Annotated in this window: 14 protein-coding genes; all 14 read left to right on the plus strand. The window is 75.5% G+C overall.

What is annotated here, in order from left to right; translation table 11 throughout:
• Positions 1–330 precede the first annotated feature (330 nt).
• A complete protein-coding gene (locus K353_RS13820) occupies positions 331–1,143 on the plus strand; it encodes an NUDIX domain-containing protein (RefSeq protein ID WP_111553878.1) in 813 nt (270 codons plus the stop codon).
• Between the two features lie 141 nt (positions 1,144–1,284).
• Positions 1,285–2,316 (plus strand): LuxR C-terminal-related transcriptional regulator, encoded by a 1,032-nt coding sequence (locus K353_RS13825; protein ID WP_111553879.1) that lies wholly within the window; start codon positions 1,285–1,287, stop codon positions 2,314–2,316.
• Positions 2,317–2,996: 680 nt separating this feature from the next.
• A complete protein-coding gene (locus tag K353_RS34340) occupies positions 2,997–3,149 on the plus strand; it encodes a hypothetical protein (RefSeq protein ID WP_158585406.1) in 153 nt (50 codons plus the stop codon).
• 65 nt (positions 3,150–3,214) lie between these two features.
• Positions 3,215–4,006 carry a hypothetical protein gene (locus tag K353_RS34345; protein WP_111553880.1) on the plus strand — a complete coding sequence of 264 codons (792 nt, stop codon included), beginning with the start codon at positions 3,215–3,217 and terminating at the stop codon, positions 4,004–4,006.
• A gap of 185 nt (positions 4,007–4,191) precedes the next feature.
• A complete protein-coding gene (locus K353_RS13835) occupies positions 4,192–5,415 on the plus strand; it encodes an AMP-binding protein (protein WP_111553881.1) in 1,224 nt (407 codons plus the stop codon).
• Positions 5,416–5,430: 15 nt separating this feature from the next.
• Entirely contained in the window at positions 5,431–6,441 is a 1,011-nt protein-coding gene (locus tag K353_RS13840; RefSeq protein WP_111553882.1) for a histidinol-phosphate transaminase, read from the plus strand.
• Positions 6,438–8,402, plus strand: a complete 1,965-nt coding sequence (locus tag K353_RS13845) for a S9 family peptidase (RefSeq protein ID WP_111553883.1) — start codon at positions 6,438–6,440, stop codon at positions 8,400–8,402. The genes K353_RS13840 and K353_RS13845 overlap by 4 nt, the downstream gene beginning before the upstream one ends.
• Complete coding sequence (locus tag K353_RS13850; RefSeq protein ID WP_111553884.1) at positions 8,377–9,636, plus strand: hypothetical protein; 1,260 nt, start codon at positions 8,377–8,379, stop codon at positions 9,634–9,636. The genes K353_RS13845 and K353_RS13850 overlap by 26 nt, the downstream gene beginning before the upstream one ends.
• Before the next feature lie 76 nt (positions 9,637–9,712).
• Positions 9,713–10,585, plus strand: a complete 873-nt coding sequence (locus tag K353_RS13855) for a TauD/TfdA family dioxygenase (protein WP_111553885.1) — start codon at positions 9,713–9,715, stop codon at positions 10,583–10,585.
• 42 nt (positions 10,586–10,627) lie between these two features.
• On the plus strand, positions 10,628–10,837 hold the full coding sequence (locus K353_RS13860) for a hypothetical protein (protein WP_111553886.1): 210 nt from the start codon (positions 10,628–10,630) through the stop codon (positions 10,835–10,837).
• A 115-nt stretch (positions 10,838–10,952) separates the two neighbouring features.
• Positions 10,953–11,999, plus strand: a complete 1,047-nt coding sequence (pyrB, locus tag K353_RS13865; protein WP_111553887.1) for an aspartate carbamoyltransferase — start codon at positions 10,953–10,955, stop codon at positions 11,997–11,999.
• Positions 12,000–12,109: 110 nt separating this feature from the next.
• Positions 12,110–13,372, plus strand: coding sequence for an MFS transporter (locus K353_RS13870; RefSeq protein ID WP_111553888.1), 1,263 nt, complete (start codon positions 12,110–12,112; stop codon positions 13,370–13,372).
• Positions 13,338–15,323, plus strand: coding sequence for an inositol monophosphatase family protein (locus K353_RS35565; protein WP_233533560.1), 1,986 nt, complete (start codon positions 13,338–13,340; stop codon positions 15,321–15,323). The genes K353_RS13870 and K353_RS35565 overlap by 35 nt, the downstream gene beginning before the upstream one ends.
• The coding region (gene cysC, locus K353_RS13885) for an adenylyl-sulfate kinase (protein WP_111553889.1) at positions 15,320–15,738 on the plus strand (419 nt) is incomplete at its 3' end. The genes K353_RS35565 and cysC, both read left to right, overlap by 4 nt.

Genomic DNA, 15,738 nt, shown 5'->3' on the forward strand with positions numbered 1-15,738 from the left:
GATGTCGTGCACCGCCCGGCGGTGCACCGGCCCGGGGCTGTTGGGCCGCCGAGGGGCAGGGTGCGCGGACCGACTGCGGACCGGTGGGTCGTCCGGGGTCGCGGTCACCTCCAGCGGGTGACCCGTATATGCGGAGTCCGGTGCGCGGGCGGAGTGCTCGGCGGCCGCGGCATCGTGCGTCAGCAGGGCGGTGGGGCGGTAGGGCGGTGGGGCGGGGCGCGAACTTCCACGGCTGCCGTTCCGGCTCCTGCACCGGGGCGGCGTGGTCCGCGCCGAGTCGTGCGGCGGCCTCGCCGGGGAGCGCCGCCGGGCACCCGTTACCCTCCCCGCATGCAGCTGTCACGGATCGTGGTAACGGCCCGCAACCCCCGCGCACTGGCAGGGTTCTGGGCCGACCTGCTCGGCGGGACGGTGGTCGAGGAGGCGGCGGGGCGGGTGCGGGTCGCGCTGCCGGGGGCGCCGGGGCTGCCGGGGCTGTGCTTCGGGCCGGTCGGGCCGGGCGGGTCCGGCGGCCGGGTCCGGCTCGACCTGGTGGTGCCGGACGTGGCGGTGCTGCGGGGGCGGGCCGGGGTGCGGGCGGTGGGCGGCGCGGGCGGGCCGCGGGTGTCCGTGACCGATCCCGAGGGCAACGAGCTGTGCTTCCACCCGGAGGAGCCGGGCCGGGTCGAGCTGCCCGCGGCGGTCGCCAAGGTCCGGGTGGTGTTCACCGACGCGGACGGCCGGGTGCTGCTGGTGCGGCTGAGGTCCGCGGCGGGCGGCCCGCACTGGGGGCTGCCCGGCGGCACCGTGGAGGCGGGTGCGGAGACGCCCCGGGCGGCGGCCGTCCGGGAGGTGGCGGAGGAGCTCGGTCTGGACCGCGCCCCGGGCCGGCTGCTGGCCGTGGACTGGGTGCACCGCCCCGGCGACCGGCCCCGGGCGGTGCAGGTCTTCGACGGCGGTCCGCTGGCGGAGCCCGAGCTGGCCCGGATCCGGCTCGACCCGGGGGAGTTGGCCGAGTGGCGGCTGTGCGGGGCCGGCGAGGCGGCGGCGCTGCTGCCGCCCGCCGGGTGGGGGCAGCTGTCCCGCGCGCTCGCCGCGCGGGCCCCGGGCCGGCCGCCGGCCGAGTTGGTGGACGGTGCCCCGGCCGGGGGAGAGGGCCTCTGACCTGGTGTTGTCCGGCCCGCCGGACACCCTCCCCCGGTGTGGGGACGGCCCCCGCCGACTACCATCGCTGCGGGCGGCGGGCGCGGGGAGATCCCTCGACACGCGGCGGCCCGCGGCGCGTACGTGGAGAGGGTGCGAGAGATGCGTGCATTGGGCGACGGCGGCGGAGAACCCGGAGCGGAGCAGGGGCGGCTCTCCACCCTGCTGGGGCTGAACGACCGCCTGCTGGAGGTCTACCGCACGGTGGTCGCCCGCCCCGGCTGGGGGGTCCCCGAGATCGCCCGCCACCTCGCGATGGCCCAGACCGAGGTGCGCACCTGCCTGGACGGCCTGGCCGAACTCTCCATGCTGTACGCGCCGGAGGACTCCGCCGGCCCCGTCGCGCTCAACCCCGAGATCGGGCTGGCCGCGCTGCTGAACCGGCGCGAGAGCGAGATCCGGGCCCAGCAGGCCCAGCTCGCCGACGCCCGCAGCGAGGCCGCCGAGCTGGCCGCCGTCTACTCGGCGCACTGGGGCCAGCGCGGCAACCTCAGCCTGGAGCGGCTGGACGAGGTGGCCTCGGTCCGGGCCCGGCTGGCCGAACTGGCCGGGCAGGCGCGGCAGGAGCTGATGTCCTTCATGCCGGGCGGCGCGCAGAGCCGGGAGGCGCTGGACGCCAGCCGCCCGCTGGACGAGCGGACCCTGGCCGCCGGTGTCCGGATCCGCACCCTCTACCTGGACAGCGTCCGCAACGACCGGGCCACCACCGAGTACGCCCACTGGCTGGCCGGCCTCGGCGGCGAGATCCGCACCATCCCGTCGCTGCCGATCCGGATGCTGATCGTGGACCGGGAGACGGCGCTGCTCCCGGCCGACCCGAAGAACACCAAGGTCGGCGCCGTCATGGTGCGCGCGCCCGGGGTGCTGGCCGCGCTGGTGCACCTCTTCGAGGTGTCCTGGCAGCAGGGCCAGCCGCTGGAGGGGGTGCGGCCCGGCAAGCAGGACGGGCCGACGGCGCAGGAGCTGGAGCTGCTGCGGCTGCTGGAGGCGGGCAGCACCGATCAGGTGGCGGCCCGTCAGCTCGGCGTCTCGCTGCGCACGGTGCGGCGGATGATGGCGGACCTCACCGGCCGGCTCGGCGCCCGCAGCCGCTTCGAGGCCGGGGTGCTGGCGGGCCGGGCCGGCTGGATCTGACCGGCCGGTGGCCGTGTGCTGCCATGGCAGTTAGCGGCCTTCCGCGGGTCCGTTTCCCGGTCGGCGCCGTGCCACCATGGACAGCCGTGTATGCGATACATATCCGGTTCGGCGTTCCGAGCCCCGATGCCGGTCCGGACCGCGTTCCGGACTCCGTTCCGGGCCGCGCGGCCGGCCCCGTAGCCGGCCCCGCAGCCGGACCCGCGGCCGATCCCGTCACGGGTTCCTGGGACATCAATGACGTCGCGCGGGAAATGTCCGCCCACCCCTCGGACTGTCTCGTGCAACATGTCTACGCGCCTAGAACGAGTGGTTCCGGACATTTGGGGGTCATCTACCTCACCGGGCCGAGCGCGCGCATAGCGGGCGAGCGGGTTCTCGCGGTGGTCCGGCAGCTGCTCCGGGGCGGTGCCGTACGTTCCGATTTGGTCGTTTCCGGCGGTATGGGACTTGCCGGTCTGTGCGACGGAACGGTGCGCCTGGCGTGGTGAATGGCACCTTGTTGCCTGGGCAGCATGAGGCCAGCGGGCAGACCTGGAGCGACGCCCGGAAGATGTGTCACCTTTGATTCGTGGCGGTCAGGTGAATTCTTGGAATCGGGGGGCGGCGGGAATGCCGCAATTCCCCTCCGGGAAGGCCGGTCCCCAGTGAATTCGACGTCCCCGCGAAAAGGATCCCCCATGTCTGTGCGCTTCCTGACCTCGCTCGTCCTCGCCGCGGCGGCCGCCGCCGTGCTGGGGGTCGCGACGGCGGAGCTCCCGACCGCCGCCGGGACCGGGACGGCCGCCGGGACGGCGGCGGTCGCCACCGCGAACAGCTGGGGCTGGGACTGACCGGACCGGACGCCCGCCGCCCCACCGCCGGCCCGCCAGCGGGCCCCGCGCCCAGAGGAGCACCCATGAACCGAGCCGTGGACGACACCCCGGCGGGCGGCGGCACCAGCCCGTCGCCCCGGCTCCGCGACCGGATCGCGGCGGCCCTGGTGGAACTGGAGCGGCTGCACCGCGAACTGGAGTCACTGCGCCAGCCGGCCGCGATGCCGCTGCGCGAACGGGTCAGCGGCGGCCGGCGGGGCGGCGGCCCGGGCTTCGACGAGGAGGCCTGCGCCGCCCGCACCGGCATCACCGGGACGCTGGCCTGCTGGGCCGGGGCGGTCGCCGACCGGCTGCCCGCCGCCCCGGCGCCCGCCCGGGAGGCCGGCCCGCTGGCCGCGTTCCTGGTGCGCCACCTCGACGCGCTGCTCGCCCTGCCGGCCGCCGACGAGGCCGCCGACGAGTTCGGCGCGGCCGCGGCCGCGGCCCGCGGGGTGCTGCGCCGGCGCGGCGCGGACGCGGTCCTGCTGGGCCGCTGCCCGCGGCCCGGCTGCGGGAGCCCGGTGGAGGCGTCGACGGCCGGGCCCCGGCCCGGCGGCGCGGTGCGCTGCGCGGCCGGGCACGACTGGCAGGTCGGCGAGTGGCTGGCCCTGCGCCGCACCCTGACCGCCCCCGACGGCCCGGGCGCCTCCGGTGCCCCCGGCGCTCCGGCCACGGCCCGCCCGCGCACCCTGCCGACCCGGCTGGCGGCCCAGGCCGCCGGGGTCTCCGAGGCGACCGTCCGCAAATGGGCCAGCCGCGGAAAGCTGACCCGCTACGGCGACTTCTCGCGGGCCGAGTACGACGTCGACGAGCTGGCGGCGCTGGCCGCCCGCTGAGGACCGATAAAAAAATCCCCTACCGGAAGGGCCTTGGCGAGCGCACCCGTGGCGCTCTCCGGGGCCATTTCGGCGTTCCCCGGGAATGCTTTTCCGATGGTTGACACCGCGAGATGCAAAGTGTCACACTCCTGCCGACGGAAGAAGTGTCTGAATTTCCGGACGAAGCAGGTTTCATGGCAAGCGTGCATTCCGAATTCCTCGCGTACGCCCGCCGGTGCGTCCCCTTCTACCGAGAACTCGGCGCGGACGCCGACTTCCCCCTGGTGGGCCGGGCCGAGCACCAGGCGGAGGGCGGGCGGTTCCGCCCGGAGGGGGCCGGCGAACCGGAGCATTGGATATCCTCCAGCGGCACCACCGGGCAGCCCCTGGAAGTGGCCCTGGACGAATCCGCCTGGTACGCGGTGAACCACCGTTTCTTCGCCCAGATCCGGGAAATCGCCGGACTGCCCGCGGAGCTCTTCTCGCGCGGCGCGCCCGCGGTCCTGTTCGTCAGCAACAAACCCGGGCGGCCCACTTTCGTCCGCCCGCTCCCGGCCCTGAACGACGGGCTCTACCTGCGCCTGCAACTGCCCGACGCGGGGGCGTCCGTCCCGGCCGTCCTGGCCCGGTTCCCGGCCCCGGTCCTGTACGGCAAGCCGACCTACCTGCTGGACCTGCGCACCGAACTGCTCCGGCAGGGCATGGCGCGGGCGCCCTGGCGGCCCCGGCTGCTGCTGACCAGCGGGGAGCCGCTGCACCCCGACGACCGGGACCGGCTCACCGGCTACTTCGGCGCGCCCCTGGTGGACGCGCTGGCCTCCACCGAGGGCGGCCTGATCGCCGCCACCGCGCCCGACGAGCGGGTCCACCGGGTACTGGGCGAGAACGTCCGGCTGGAGGTGCTCGACGCGGCGGGCCGGCTCGCGCCCTCCGGCGCCGGCGAGCTGGTGCTCACCAACCTGGTCAACCGCAGCACCGTCTTCGTCCGCTACCGCACCGGCGACTTCGCCGAACTGAAGACCGCCGCCGACGGCACGCAGCGCCTGCTGCGGCTGCGCGGCCGGGAGCCGGAGACGGTGCCCTTCCGCACCGGTGAGCTGCCCGCCGACGAGGTGACCCGCGCGGTCGGCTCCGTCCCCGGGCTGGCCGACTTCCGCTTCGAACTCGGCGGCGGGCGGCGGACGCTGCTGCGCTGGACCGCCGAGCCGACCGGGCCCACCGAGCCGACCGGGACGGCCGAGACGGGAGAGCCGACCGGGCCCGCCGACCCGGCGGCGGTGGCAGGCCTGCTGCGCGAGGCGCTGGCCCGCCTGCTGCCCGGCGAGGACCCCGAGCTGGAGCAGTGCGAGCGGATCACCCCGCCGGGCGGGAAGAAGCGCCGCTTCCAGCTCCGGCCCGAACCCACCGGCGCCACCCAACACACCTAGGCGGGGAACCCCCTGATGACCCTGAACCTGACCTGGACCGGCAACCAGTTCCTCGACCCGCGGGAGCAGTCCGAGCAGCTGCGGCTGGCCGCCGACCCGATCGACCTCACCAACAAGGGCGACGTCTGGAGCGAGAACGTCGCCGCCGCCGTCGCCGCCCGGTTCGGCGTCCCCGCCCCGTTCGTCCGGGTCGGCGCCGGGGCCACCCAGCTCATCGACACGCTGCTGCGCAGCGCCTACCGCGGCCTGGTGGTCGACGTCACCCCGAACTTCCACCTCACCGCGACCGTCTCCCGCCAGCAGGGCTGGAACTACCGGGCGGTGCCGGTGCGCGAGCCCGCCGAGCTGCTGCCCGCCCTCGAACCGTTCCTGGACCGGCCCGAGGCGGTGATCGTGCTCTGCTCGCCGCGCAACCCGCTGGGCTACCAGTTCGACCCGGCGGACGTCCGGGCCCTGCTGGAGCGCGCCCGCGGCCTGGTGGTGCTGGACGAGGTCTACGCGGACTTCGCCCCCGCCACCGCGCTCGGCCTGGCGCCGGAGTTCCCCCACCTGGTGGTGGTGCGGACCTTCTCCAAGGCCTGGGGGATGGCCAACCTGCGGATCGGCTTCGCGGTCTCGCAGGGCTTCGCCCGCCCGGACTTCCCGTTCTGGCTGATGCCCAACAGCGTCTCCGGCGTCGCCCAGCAGACCGTGCTGCGGCTGCTGGCCGAGCCCGCGGCGGTGGAGGAGAGCGTCCGCCGGGCGCGGGCCGCCCGGGAGACCCTGGCGGCCGCGCTGGCCGCGGTCGAGGGCGTGCGGGTGTGGCCCTCGGACGCCAACTACGTCTGCCTGGAGACCCCCCGCGCCGAGTCGGTCGTCGCGGAGCTGAAGGCGGCGGGCTACCTCACCCGGCTGCTGCACGACCTCCAGGGCTACCCCGCCGACTGGCCGGCCGGGGTGCGGATCAGCGTGCCCCGGGAGACCGAGATCGCGGCGGTGGCGGCCTGCGTCGAGCGGGCCCACGCGGCGGCCCGGACCGCCCCGTGAGCGAGCCGGGCGGCGAGCTCAACGGCGTCCCCTCGATCAGCGCGGACGGCCGGTTCGCCGCCTGGCTGTCCAGCGGCAGCGCGGCGGTCCGGCTGGTGCTGCACGACCTGGCGCGGGGCCGGGAGGTGCACCGCGGCCGGGTCGGCGCGGCCCGCTGCCGGGCCTTCACCTGGACGCACCTGCCGGGCGTCGGCCTGGCCGAGGCCGAGGCGGACGCGGCCGGCGCCGAGAACTGGGCGCTGCACCTGGTCCGGGTCGAGTCCGGGCAGTGGCAGCGGCTGGGCGACGGCGCCGCCCGGATGCGGATCGCCGGGCTCTCCGAACGGCACCCCGACCAGGTGGTGGTCGCGGTCGACGCCGCCGCGCCCGGCCACCGCGACTACCTGCGGATCTGCCTGCGCACCGGGGCGGGCACCCCGGTGCTGACCGGCTCCGCGCACGCCGCCGTCTACTTCGACCGGGAGCTGCGCCCCCGGCTCGCCGAGACCGTGCTCCCGGACGGCGCCCGCGAACTGCGCCACCTCGACGCCGGGGACGGCGGCCGGCCGACCCCCGGGGCCCGCTACCTGCACGTGCCGCACGAGGACGCGCTGACCGCCCGGGTGCTCGGGTTCGCCGCCGACCCGGCCCGGCTGCACCTGGTGCTGCCGGACGGCCCGGACGGCGTCCGGCTGGCCGAACTCGACTGCCGCCCCGGCGCGCCCGCGGGCGCGCCGCGCACCCTGCACCGGCTCGCCGGCGGCGACTACGCCGGGGTGCTGACCGGCCCGGACGGCCGGCCGGAGCTGGTCCACGTCGAGCGCGAGCGGCTCGCCTGCGTCCCGCTGGACGGCCGGTGGGCGGACGCGGTGCAGCGGCTGCGGGCCGCGCTGGGCACCGAGCCGGAGGTGCTGGAACGCCGGCCGGGCGCCTGGCTGGTCGCCTCGCACCGCCCGGAGCGGGACGTCCACTACCTGGTGCACGACCCGGACGGCGGCGGCACCCGGCCGCTGTGCGAGGCCCGGCCGGGGCGGGCGCCGCTGCCGGTGGAGTGCCACCCGGTCGAGGTGCCGCTGCGCGACGGCCGGCGCGCCGTCGGCTACGTCACCCGCCCCACCGGGCCGCGCCCGCCGGACGGCCCGGGCCCGGCGGTGCTGCTGGTGCACGGCGGCCCGTGGCGGCGCAGCCGCTGGCGGTACACCGAGCGGCGGGCCTGGCTGGCCGCCCGCGGCTGCACCGTCATCGAGCCGAACTTCCGGGGCTCCACCGGCTTCGGCTCCGGCTGGATCTCCGCCGCCGACGGGCAGTGGGGCGCCGCGATGCAGGACGACCTGGAGGACACCCTGGACTGGGCGGTCGCCGAGGGGCTGGCCGACCCGGACCGGATCGCCCTGGTCGGCGGCAGCTACGGCGGCTACGCGGTGCTGCAACTGGCCGCCACCACCGACCGTCCGCTGCGCTGCGCGGTGGCCAGCTCGCCGCTGACCGACCTGGTGGGCTTCGTCGCCGAGCCGCCGGCGTTCTGGCGCAGCGCCGCCCCGATGCTGCGCCGCCGGATCGGCGACCCGGCCCGGCCGGAGCAGCGGGCCGCCCTGGCCGAGCGCTCACCGGTGAACCGGGCCGCCGGGGTGCGCTGCCCGGTGCTGCTGGTGCACGGCGCCAACGACAGCCGGGTGCCGGCCGCGATGGCGACCCGGATGTTCATGGCACTGGCCCGGGCCGACCGGGACGCGACCCTGGCGCTCTTCCCCGACGAGGGCCACGAGGTGGTGACCGCCGCCAACCGGGCCGCCCTGGACGGGCTGACCGCCGGGTTCCTGGACCGCTGGCTGCGGCCCGCCCCCGCCCCCGGCGCCCCGGAGCCGGGCCCGGCCCCGGGCAGCACGGTGAAGTTGTTCGACTCCCCCCGGGCCGCGCGCCGGAAGGCGGCCGACCCGCAGAACGAGGAAGCAGACCATGGCCATTCACCTCCTCGGCAGTAACGCGCTGTTGCTGCTGACGCCCAAGACGGGCAGCACCTGGATCCGCCGCAAGATCCGGGAACTCGGCCTCGCCTTCGAGGACGTCGGCGACCCGGGCATGCGCGAGCACGACCTGCTGGCCGACTTCGACCGCTCCGCGTACTCCTTCGTCGGCGCCTTCGTGCGCGACCCGCTGGAGTGGTACCGCTCCTACTGGTCCTACCGGATGGAGAAGGGCTGGCGCCCGCAGTACCCGCTGGACGAGCACTGCGAGAGCGACGACTTCGAGACCTTCGTGCGCCGCGCCGTGACCACCCTGCCGGGCGCCCTGGGCAACATCTACGCCTCGTACGTGGGCGAGCCGGGCGCCGAGGTCGACTTCGTCGGCCGGCAGGAGGACCTCCGGGAGGACTTCGCCCGCTTCCTCGACCTGGCCGGCGAGCGCTTCGACCGCTCGGTGCTGGCGGGCGGCAGCCGGATCAACGCGACGACGATCCGCCCCGACTACCCGGAGGAGCTCAAGGAGCTGATCACCCTCTCCGAGTGGGAGACCATGCGCCGCTTCGGCTACCTCGCCGACCGGCCGGACCCGATCGGGCTGGCCGAGGCGCAGCGGCGCTACCCGCAGGAGGCCAACGACCTGCGGCTGCTGGCGCTGTGGACCGAGAAGATCCACTGGGCGCCGGACGACAAGAAGCGCGAGGCCGGCCGGCCCGTCCCCGCCGACACCCGGTACGCCCGGGTGAACAGCAACTTCGCGCTGTTCGCCGAGCACAAGAAGCAGGACCCCGACTACGCGGGCGAGCGCTACCGGGCCGCCCTGCGGCTGGACCCGGACCACCCCCGCACGCTGTGCAACTACGCCCTGCACCTGGTCGAGCACCGGGACGACGTCGCCGAGGGCCGCCGGCTGATGCTGCGGGCGCTCGCCCTGCGCCCCCACCACCCGCACACCCTGGGCAAGCTGGCCCGGCTGACCGCCGACCGGCTCGGCGACCCGGAGCTGGCCGAGGTGCTCTACCGGCAGAGCCTGGCGGCCAACGCCGCGCAGGCCGAGCTGCGGGCCGAGTTCGCCGGCTTCCTGGCCGGCCGGGGCCGCACCGGGGAGGCGCTGGCCCTGCTGGCCCCGGCGGCCGACCATCCGGAGGCCGACCGGCTGACCCTGCTCACCCACGCCACCCTGCTGGCCCGCTCCGGCCGGCTCGCCGAGGCCCGGGACTTCCAGCGCCGCGCCGCGGTCGCCACCGCCGCCTAGGAGCCGTCCGGCCGGTCCCGTCGCGGGCCCCCGGGCCCGCGCGACCCCACCACCCACGTCAAGGAAGGCAAGGACGATGCACCCGCAGAGCCCGCTGGCCCGGCAGATCCAGGACGAGCGCGTCGAGGGCGTCGGGAAGTCCGTCGAGCAGGTCGCGGCCGAGGCCCGCGAGACGATGGAGAAGAACCGGATCTGCCTGGTCCGCGGCTTCCCGCCGGACCCGGACCGCTACCTGGAGTTCCTCGGCCGCTTCGGCGAACCGCTGATGAACTACTCGTCGCTGAGCGCGCTGGAGAAGACCGACCCGCACCCGCAGATCAACCGGGTCAAGTACAAGAGGAAGGTCACCGGCGCCCAGTCGGTGCACTACGTGGCGGGCGGCCTGCGGCCGCACTCGGCCCGGTCCTGGCGCTCGCCGCGGCCCTCGCACTTCGCGATGCTGATGGTCGAGCCGGGCTGGCGGGAGGCCCCGGCGGGGGAGCGCGGCGAGTCCGTGGTCCTGTGCTGGAACGAGCTGTTCACCCGGCTCGCCGAACGGGACGGCGAGGTCTTCGAGCGGCACTTCGCCCGGCTCTCGGGCACCCCGCTCACCTTCGAGGCGAACAACGTCCGCGAGGAGCTCAGCGACCTGCCGCTGCTCTACCCGCTGCCGGACGCCCGCGGCCCGTACGACGTGGGCGTGCGGCTCAAGCAGGACCTGCCCGCCAAGGTCGAGGCGATGGGCGGGCGGGTCCCGGAGTCCGAGGAGTACCGCGAGTCGCTGGCGTACCTGATGGAGGCGAGCGCGGACGAGGCGTTCTTCGCCTGCTTCCCGCTGGAGCGCGGTGACCTGCTGCTGCTCGACAACCACCGCTTCGCGCACGGCCGGCTCCGGATCGTCGGCGAGTACGAGGCCGACGGCGAGGTCCGGTCGAACAACCGCGAGCTGTGGAGCGTCACCGTTCACTGAGGACTCCGCCCGGAGCCCTCCCGTCCCGAAGGAAGCGAGCAGATGAGCAATCCCGACGACACCCCCCGCACCGAGGAGCAGGCCGACCTGGACGCGGTCTGCGCCGAGCTCCAGGGCGAGCTGGACGCGCTGATGGGCGGGGCCGGCACCGACGCGGCGGCCCGGTCGCTGGACACCGCGGTGGCCTCGCTCAAGGAGGTCGAGCAGCGCAACGTCTCGTCCGTCCAGCTGGTCGCCCTGCACGCGGGCTGACCGCGCCCGGACGACCGCCCGCGCCGCCCGGCGCCGGGCGGTCGTCCGGTGTCCGGACACCGCCGGCCCTACACTGTCGGCGCAGCAGATCACCACCAGGAAGTCGGTTTCCGTCATGTCTCTCATCGGCAGGCACGTCCTCTCCAGCGACCTCTTCGACCGGGACGAACTGGAGCGCCTCTTCGCCCTGGCGGACCTCCTGGCCCCGGTGGCCCGGGGCCGCCAGGTGGTGCGGGTGCTGGAGGGCGCGGTGATGGCGAGCCTGTTCTTCGAGGCCAGCACCCGGACCAGGCTCAGCTGCGAGTCCGCGTTCTCCCGGCTGGGCGGCTCGGTGATCTCCAGCACCGGCGCGGAGATCATGTCGATCTCCAAGGGCGAGTCGCTGGCCGACACCAGCCGGGTGGTCAGCGGCTACAGCGACCTGATCGTGATGCGCCACCCCGAGGAGAGCGCCGTCCACGAGTTCGCGGCGGCCACCAACGTCCCGGTGGTCAACGGCGGCAACGGGGCGGGCGAGCACCCGACCCAGGCCCTGCTGGACATGTACACCCTGCACCGGGAGTTCTCCCGCACCGGCCGCTCCATGGACGGCCGCCGGATCGCCCTGGTCGGCGACCTGCGGCACGGCCGCACGGTGCACTCGCTGATCAAGCTGGTCTCGCTCTACCGGGACCTGACCATCGTCTGCGTGGCCCCCGGCCCGCTCGGCATGCCCGCCGGACTGCTGGAGCTCGCCGAGGGCCGCGGCCACCGGATCGAGCTGAGCGACCGCCCGGAGAGCGGCCTCAAGGACGCCGACCTGGTCTACGCCACCCGCCTGCAGACCGAGCGCTTCGCCGACCAGCCGCTGCCGTACAGCGACGAGTTCCGGATCGACAGGGCGCTGGTCGCCCGGGCCTGCCGGGAGGACGCGGTGATCATGCACCCGCTGCCCCGGGACAGCCGCCCCGGCTCCAACGACCTGGCCACCGACCTGAACCGGGACCACCGGCTGGCGATCTTCCGGCAGACCGACGCGGGCATCCCGATGCGGATGGCGCTGTTCGCCTCCGTCCTGGGCGTCGCCGACCAGGTGCCCGGCGCGCTCCGCCCGGCGACCTGGTTCCAGCCCGAGTACACCGGGCCGGACGACGCCCCGTTCTACCGCAACCCCGCCTCCTGACGGCCCGGTAGCCCCGACAACAGCACACCCAAGCCCTCCTGGAACGCCGGGGCGGGCCGGTCACCGACCGGCCCGCCCCGGCGTTCTCCGGTTCCGCGACGAGGAAAGCCATGAACGTTCCCGTGAGACGCGGCGGCGGAGACTTCGCCGTGTACCGGACCCCGCTGGTCTCGGTCACGATGGCCAGCACGTTCGTCCTGAAGCTGGTCTCCTTCCTGTGCATCCCGTTCATGACGATCTACCTGAGCCGCACCGTCGACGCCCCGCCGTACGTGATCGGCGCGATCGTCGGGCTCAGCCAGATCGGCTCGCTCGGCGCGGGCTTCGTCAGCGGCGTGCTCGCCGACCGGGTCGGCAAGCGGCGGGTGCTGCTGGTGGGGCTGTTCGGCAGCTCCGCGGTCTTCCTGCTGTTCTTCCTGACCGCGACCTTCCTGCGCGCGACGGTGGCCTTCCCGGTGCTGTTCGCCCTGCTGAACACCGGCTACGGGATGATGTCGGCGTTCTTCTGGCCGGTCACCCAGGTGATGATGGCCGACAGCCTGCCCGCCGAGCGCCGGCCGACGGTGTTCCGGCACCGCTACGTGCTGACCAACTGCGCGGTGGCGATCGGCCCGCCGGTCGGCGCCTTCCTCGGGATCGCCTCCGCCCGGGCCGCGTTCGTCGTCTCCGGCAGCTGCTACCTGGCCTTCTCGCTGGCCTTCTGGTGGCTGACCCGGGGCACCGAGCTCGGGGCGGCCACCGCGCCGTCCGAGCGCCGCAGCCTGGGCGGCGCGCTCCGGGTGCTCGGCGCGGACCGGACGTTCCGCGGGCTGACCCTGTCGATGGTGCTGTTCGCGCTGGCCTACTGCCAGATCGAGTCGAACCTATCCGCGGTGGTCAGCCGGGGATTCGCCGACGGCGTGCGGTTCTTCTCGGTGCTGCTGACGGTGAACGCGGTCGCGGTGATCGCCCTCCAGCCGCCCGCCACGGCGATCGCCAAGCGGCTCAGCCCCCGGCGGACCATCCAGCTGGGCAACGGGCTGTTCGCCGCGGTCTGCCTGGCCTTCTGCTTCGTCGAGTTCAGCAAGGCCGGCCTGGTCGCCCTGGTGGTCCTGGTCAGCATGGCCGAGGTGCTGGTGGTGCCGACGGTCAGCGTGGTGGTCGACGAACTGGCGCCGCCCGGCCTGCGCGGCACCTACTTCGGGGCGTCCACCCTGCGCAACCTCGGCCTCGGCGTCGGCCCGGCGGCGGGCGGCCTGGTGCTGGCCTGGGCCGACCGGTCGCTGCTGTTCGCGGCCATGGGCCTGTGCGCCCTGGCGGCCTGGGCCGTCATCCACCTCACACTCAAGGAGAACCCCGGTGCGGATCCTGGTCCTTCACCAGAACCTGTTTGACCGGCTCGGCTACGAGCGGGCCATCGACCACGAGGCGCACGACGTCACCTACGCGGGCGCGCCCGAGTACCTCGACAACATCCCGGACCGCGTCCGCTGCGAGAAGTTCCCCTGGGACCCGGCCCGGGACGTCGCCGAACAGCTCCGCCCGCTGCTCGCCGCCACCCCGCACCAGCGCGTCCTGGCCCGGCACGAGAAGCTGATCACCCCGGCGGCCGAGCTGCGCGCCGAGTTCGGCATCCCGGGCCAACTCCCGGACGCCGCACGGAACTTCCGCGACAAGCTGGCGATGAAGAGCGCCGTCGCCGCGGCCGGCCTGCGGGTGCCCCGCCACCTCCCCGCCGACGCCCTCCCCGCCACCGCCCCCTGGCCGGGCCGCACCGTGCTCAAGCCCCGGGACGGCTCCGGCAGCCAGGGCGTCCGGGTCTTCGACTCCTACGCCGACGCCGCCGCCCACCTCCGCGCCCAGGACGACCCGCGGGCCGCCGCCCGGCTCGAACTGGAGGAGTACGTCGACGGCCCGATCTGGCACGTCGACGGCTTCCTCTTCCGGGGCGAACCCGTGATCGTCCAGCCCTCCCGCTACATCGGCACGCCGCTCGGCTTCGAACGCGGCGAACCGGTCGGCACCGTCCAGCGCGACGACCCCGCCCTCGCCGACTGGGCGGTGCGCTGCGTCCGCGCCCTGGGCGGCGAGACGCTCACCTTCCACCTGGAGGCGATCGAGACCGCCGACGGCCCGGTCTTCCTGGAGGCCGCGGCCCGCTGCGGCGGCGGCTACATCGTCCGCGCCACCGAACTGCGCACCGGCGCCTACCTGCACACCCTCGACATGGCCTCGGACGTCGACGGCGCCCTCGCCGAACGCCTCATCGGCCCGGCCCGCACCGACCTCCACCACGGCTTCTTCCTCTACCCCGGCCACGTCCACGGCGCCGCCCCCGTCACCGTGCGGGTCGCCGACGGCCTGCTGGACGACCCGGTGCTGACCGGCCACCGCCTGGCGCCCCCCGGCACCCGCTGCCCCGCCGCCCCCTCCTACCGCCCCGAGAACCTCCCGCTGTCCGGCACGGTCGCCCACCCCGACCCCGACGCGGCGGAGGCGTGGATCCGGCGGCTGTTCGCCCGCACCACCGTGCACGTCCACCACCCCGCCGCCGAGGCGTACGACGGGACGGCCGCCGGCCCCGAGGACCACGCACTCGCCCACCGGCTCGCCGAACAGGCCGGCGAACTGCTGCTGGGCCTGCGCACCGAGACCGCCCTGGCCGACCCCGGCAGCCTCAAGGACCTCGGCGACGCCCGCTCGCACGCCTTCCTGACCGCCGAACTCGCCCGGCACCGCCCGCAGGACGCCGTCCTCTCCGAGGAGGGCGTCGCCGACCCGGCCCGGCTCGACGCCCACCGGGTGTGGATCGTCGACCCGCTGGACGGCACCCGCGAGTACGCCGAGGCCGGCCGCGCCGACTGGGCGGTGCACGTCGCGCTCTGGGTCGACGGCCGACTGGCCGCCGGAGCGGTCGCCCTGCCCGCCCGCGGCACCACCCTCTCCACCGCCCGCCCGCACCCGGCGGCCGACTCCACCGCCCGCGACCTGCTCGGCAGCCGCACCCGGCCCCCGGCCTTCCTCGCCCGGGTCGCCGCCCGGGTCGGCTCCGACCTGGTCGGCATGGGCTCGGCCGGCGCCAAGAGCGCCGCCGTCCTGCTCGGCGAGGCCCGCGCCTACGTCCACGCCGGCGGCCAGTACGAGTGGGACTCCGCCGCCCCGGCCGCCGTCGCGCTGGCCGCCGGGTACCACGTCTCCCGCCTGGACGGCTCCCCGATGCGCTACAACCGGGCCGACCCCTACCTGCCCGACCTGCTGGTCTGCCGCACCGAGGACGCCCCGGCCCTGCTGGCGGCGATCGCCGCCGAGACCGCCGCCGAACCCGTCGCCGAGGACCGCCCGTGACCGCGCCGGCGCCCGCCCGGCGCGGCGCCACCGTGTGGCTGACCGGCCTGCCCAGTGCGGGCAAGACCACCCTCGCGTGCGCGCTGGCCGAGCGGCTGCGGGCCGAGGGGCACCGGGTCGAGGTGCTGGACGGTGACGAGATCCGCGAGTTCCTCTCCAAGGGTCTCGGCTTCACCCGCGAGGACCGGCACACCAACGTCACCCGGATCGGCTTCGTCGCCCAGAAGCTCGCTGCCAACGGCGTCAAGGTGCTCGCCCCGGTGATCGCCCCGTTCGCCGACTCCCGCGCCGCGGTGCGCGAACGGCACGCGGCGCACGGCACGCCGTTCCTCGAAGTGCACGTGGCCACGCCCCTCGACGTCTGCTCCGAACGGGACGTCAAGGGCCTCTACGCCCAGCAGGCCGCCGGTGAGAT

Source organism: Kitasatospora sp. SolWspMP-SS2h (genome assembly GCF_003259315.1).
GTDB classification, from domain to species: Bacteria; Actinomycetota; Actinomycetes; order Streptomycetales; family Streptomycetaceae; genus Kitasatospora; species Kitasatospora fiedleri.

Excerpts from the sequence above, each read along its gene's own strand:
- K353_RS13820 (WP_111553878.1), top strand. The coding sequence starts at position 331 with ATGCAGCTGTCACGGATCGTGGTAACGGCCCGCAACCCCCGCGCACTG.
- K353_RS13825 (WP_111553879.1), top strand. The coding sequence starts at position 1,285 with ATGCGTGCATTGGGCGACGGCGGCGGAGAACCCGGAGCGGAGCAGGGG.
- K353_RS34340 (WP_158585406.1), top strand. The coding sequence starts at position 2,997 with ATGTCTGTGCGCTTCCTGACCTCGCTCGTCCTCGCCGCGGCGGCCGCC.
- K353_RS34345 (WP_111553880.1), top strand. The coding sequence starts at position 3,215 with ATGAACCGAGCCGTGGACGACACCCCGGCGGGCGGCGGCACCAGCCCG.
- K353_RS13840 (WP_111553882.1), top strand. The coding sequence starts at position 5,431 with ATGACCCTGAACCTGACCTGGACCGGCAACCAGTTCCTCGACCCGCGG.
- K353_RS13850 (WP_111553884.1), top strand. The coding sequence starts at position 8,377 with ATGGCCATTCACCTCCTCGGCAGTAACGCGCTGTTGCTGCTGACGCCC.
- K353_RS13855 (WP_111553885.1), top strand. The coding sequence starts at position 9,713 with ATGCACCCGCAGAGCCCGCTGGCCCGGCAGATCCAGGACGAGCGCGTC.
- K353_RS13860 (WP_111553886.1), top strand. The coding sequence starts at position 10,628 with ATGAGCAATCCCGACGACACCCCCCGCACCGAGGAGCAGGCCGACCTG.
- pyrB (WP_111553887.1), top strand. The coding sequence starts at position 10,953 with ATGTCTCTCATCGGCAGGCACGTCCTCTCCAGCGACCTCTTCGACCGG.
- K353_RS13870 (WP_111553888.1), top strand. The coding sequence starts at position 12,110 with ATGAACGTTCCCGTGAGACGCGGCGGCGGAGACTTCGCCGTGTACCGG.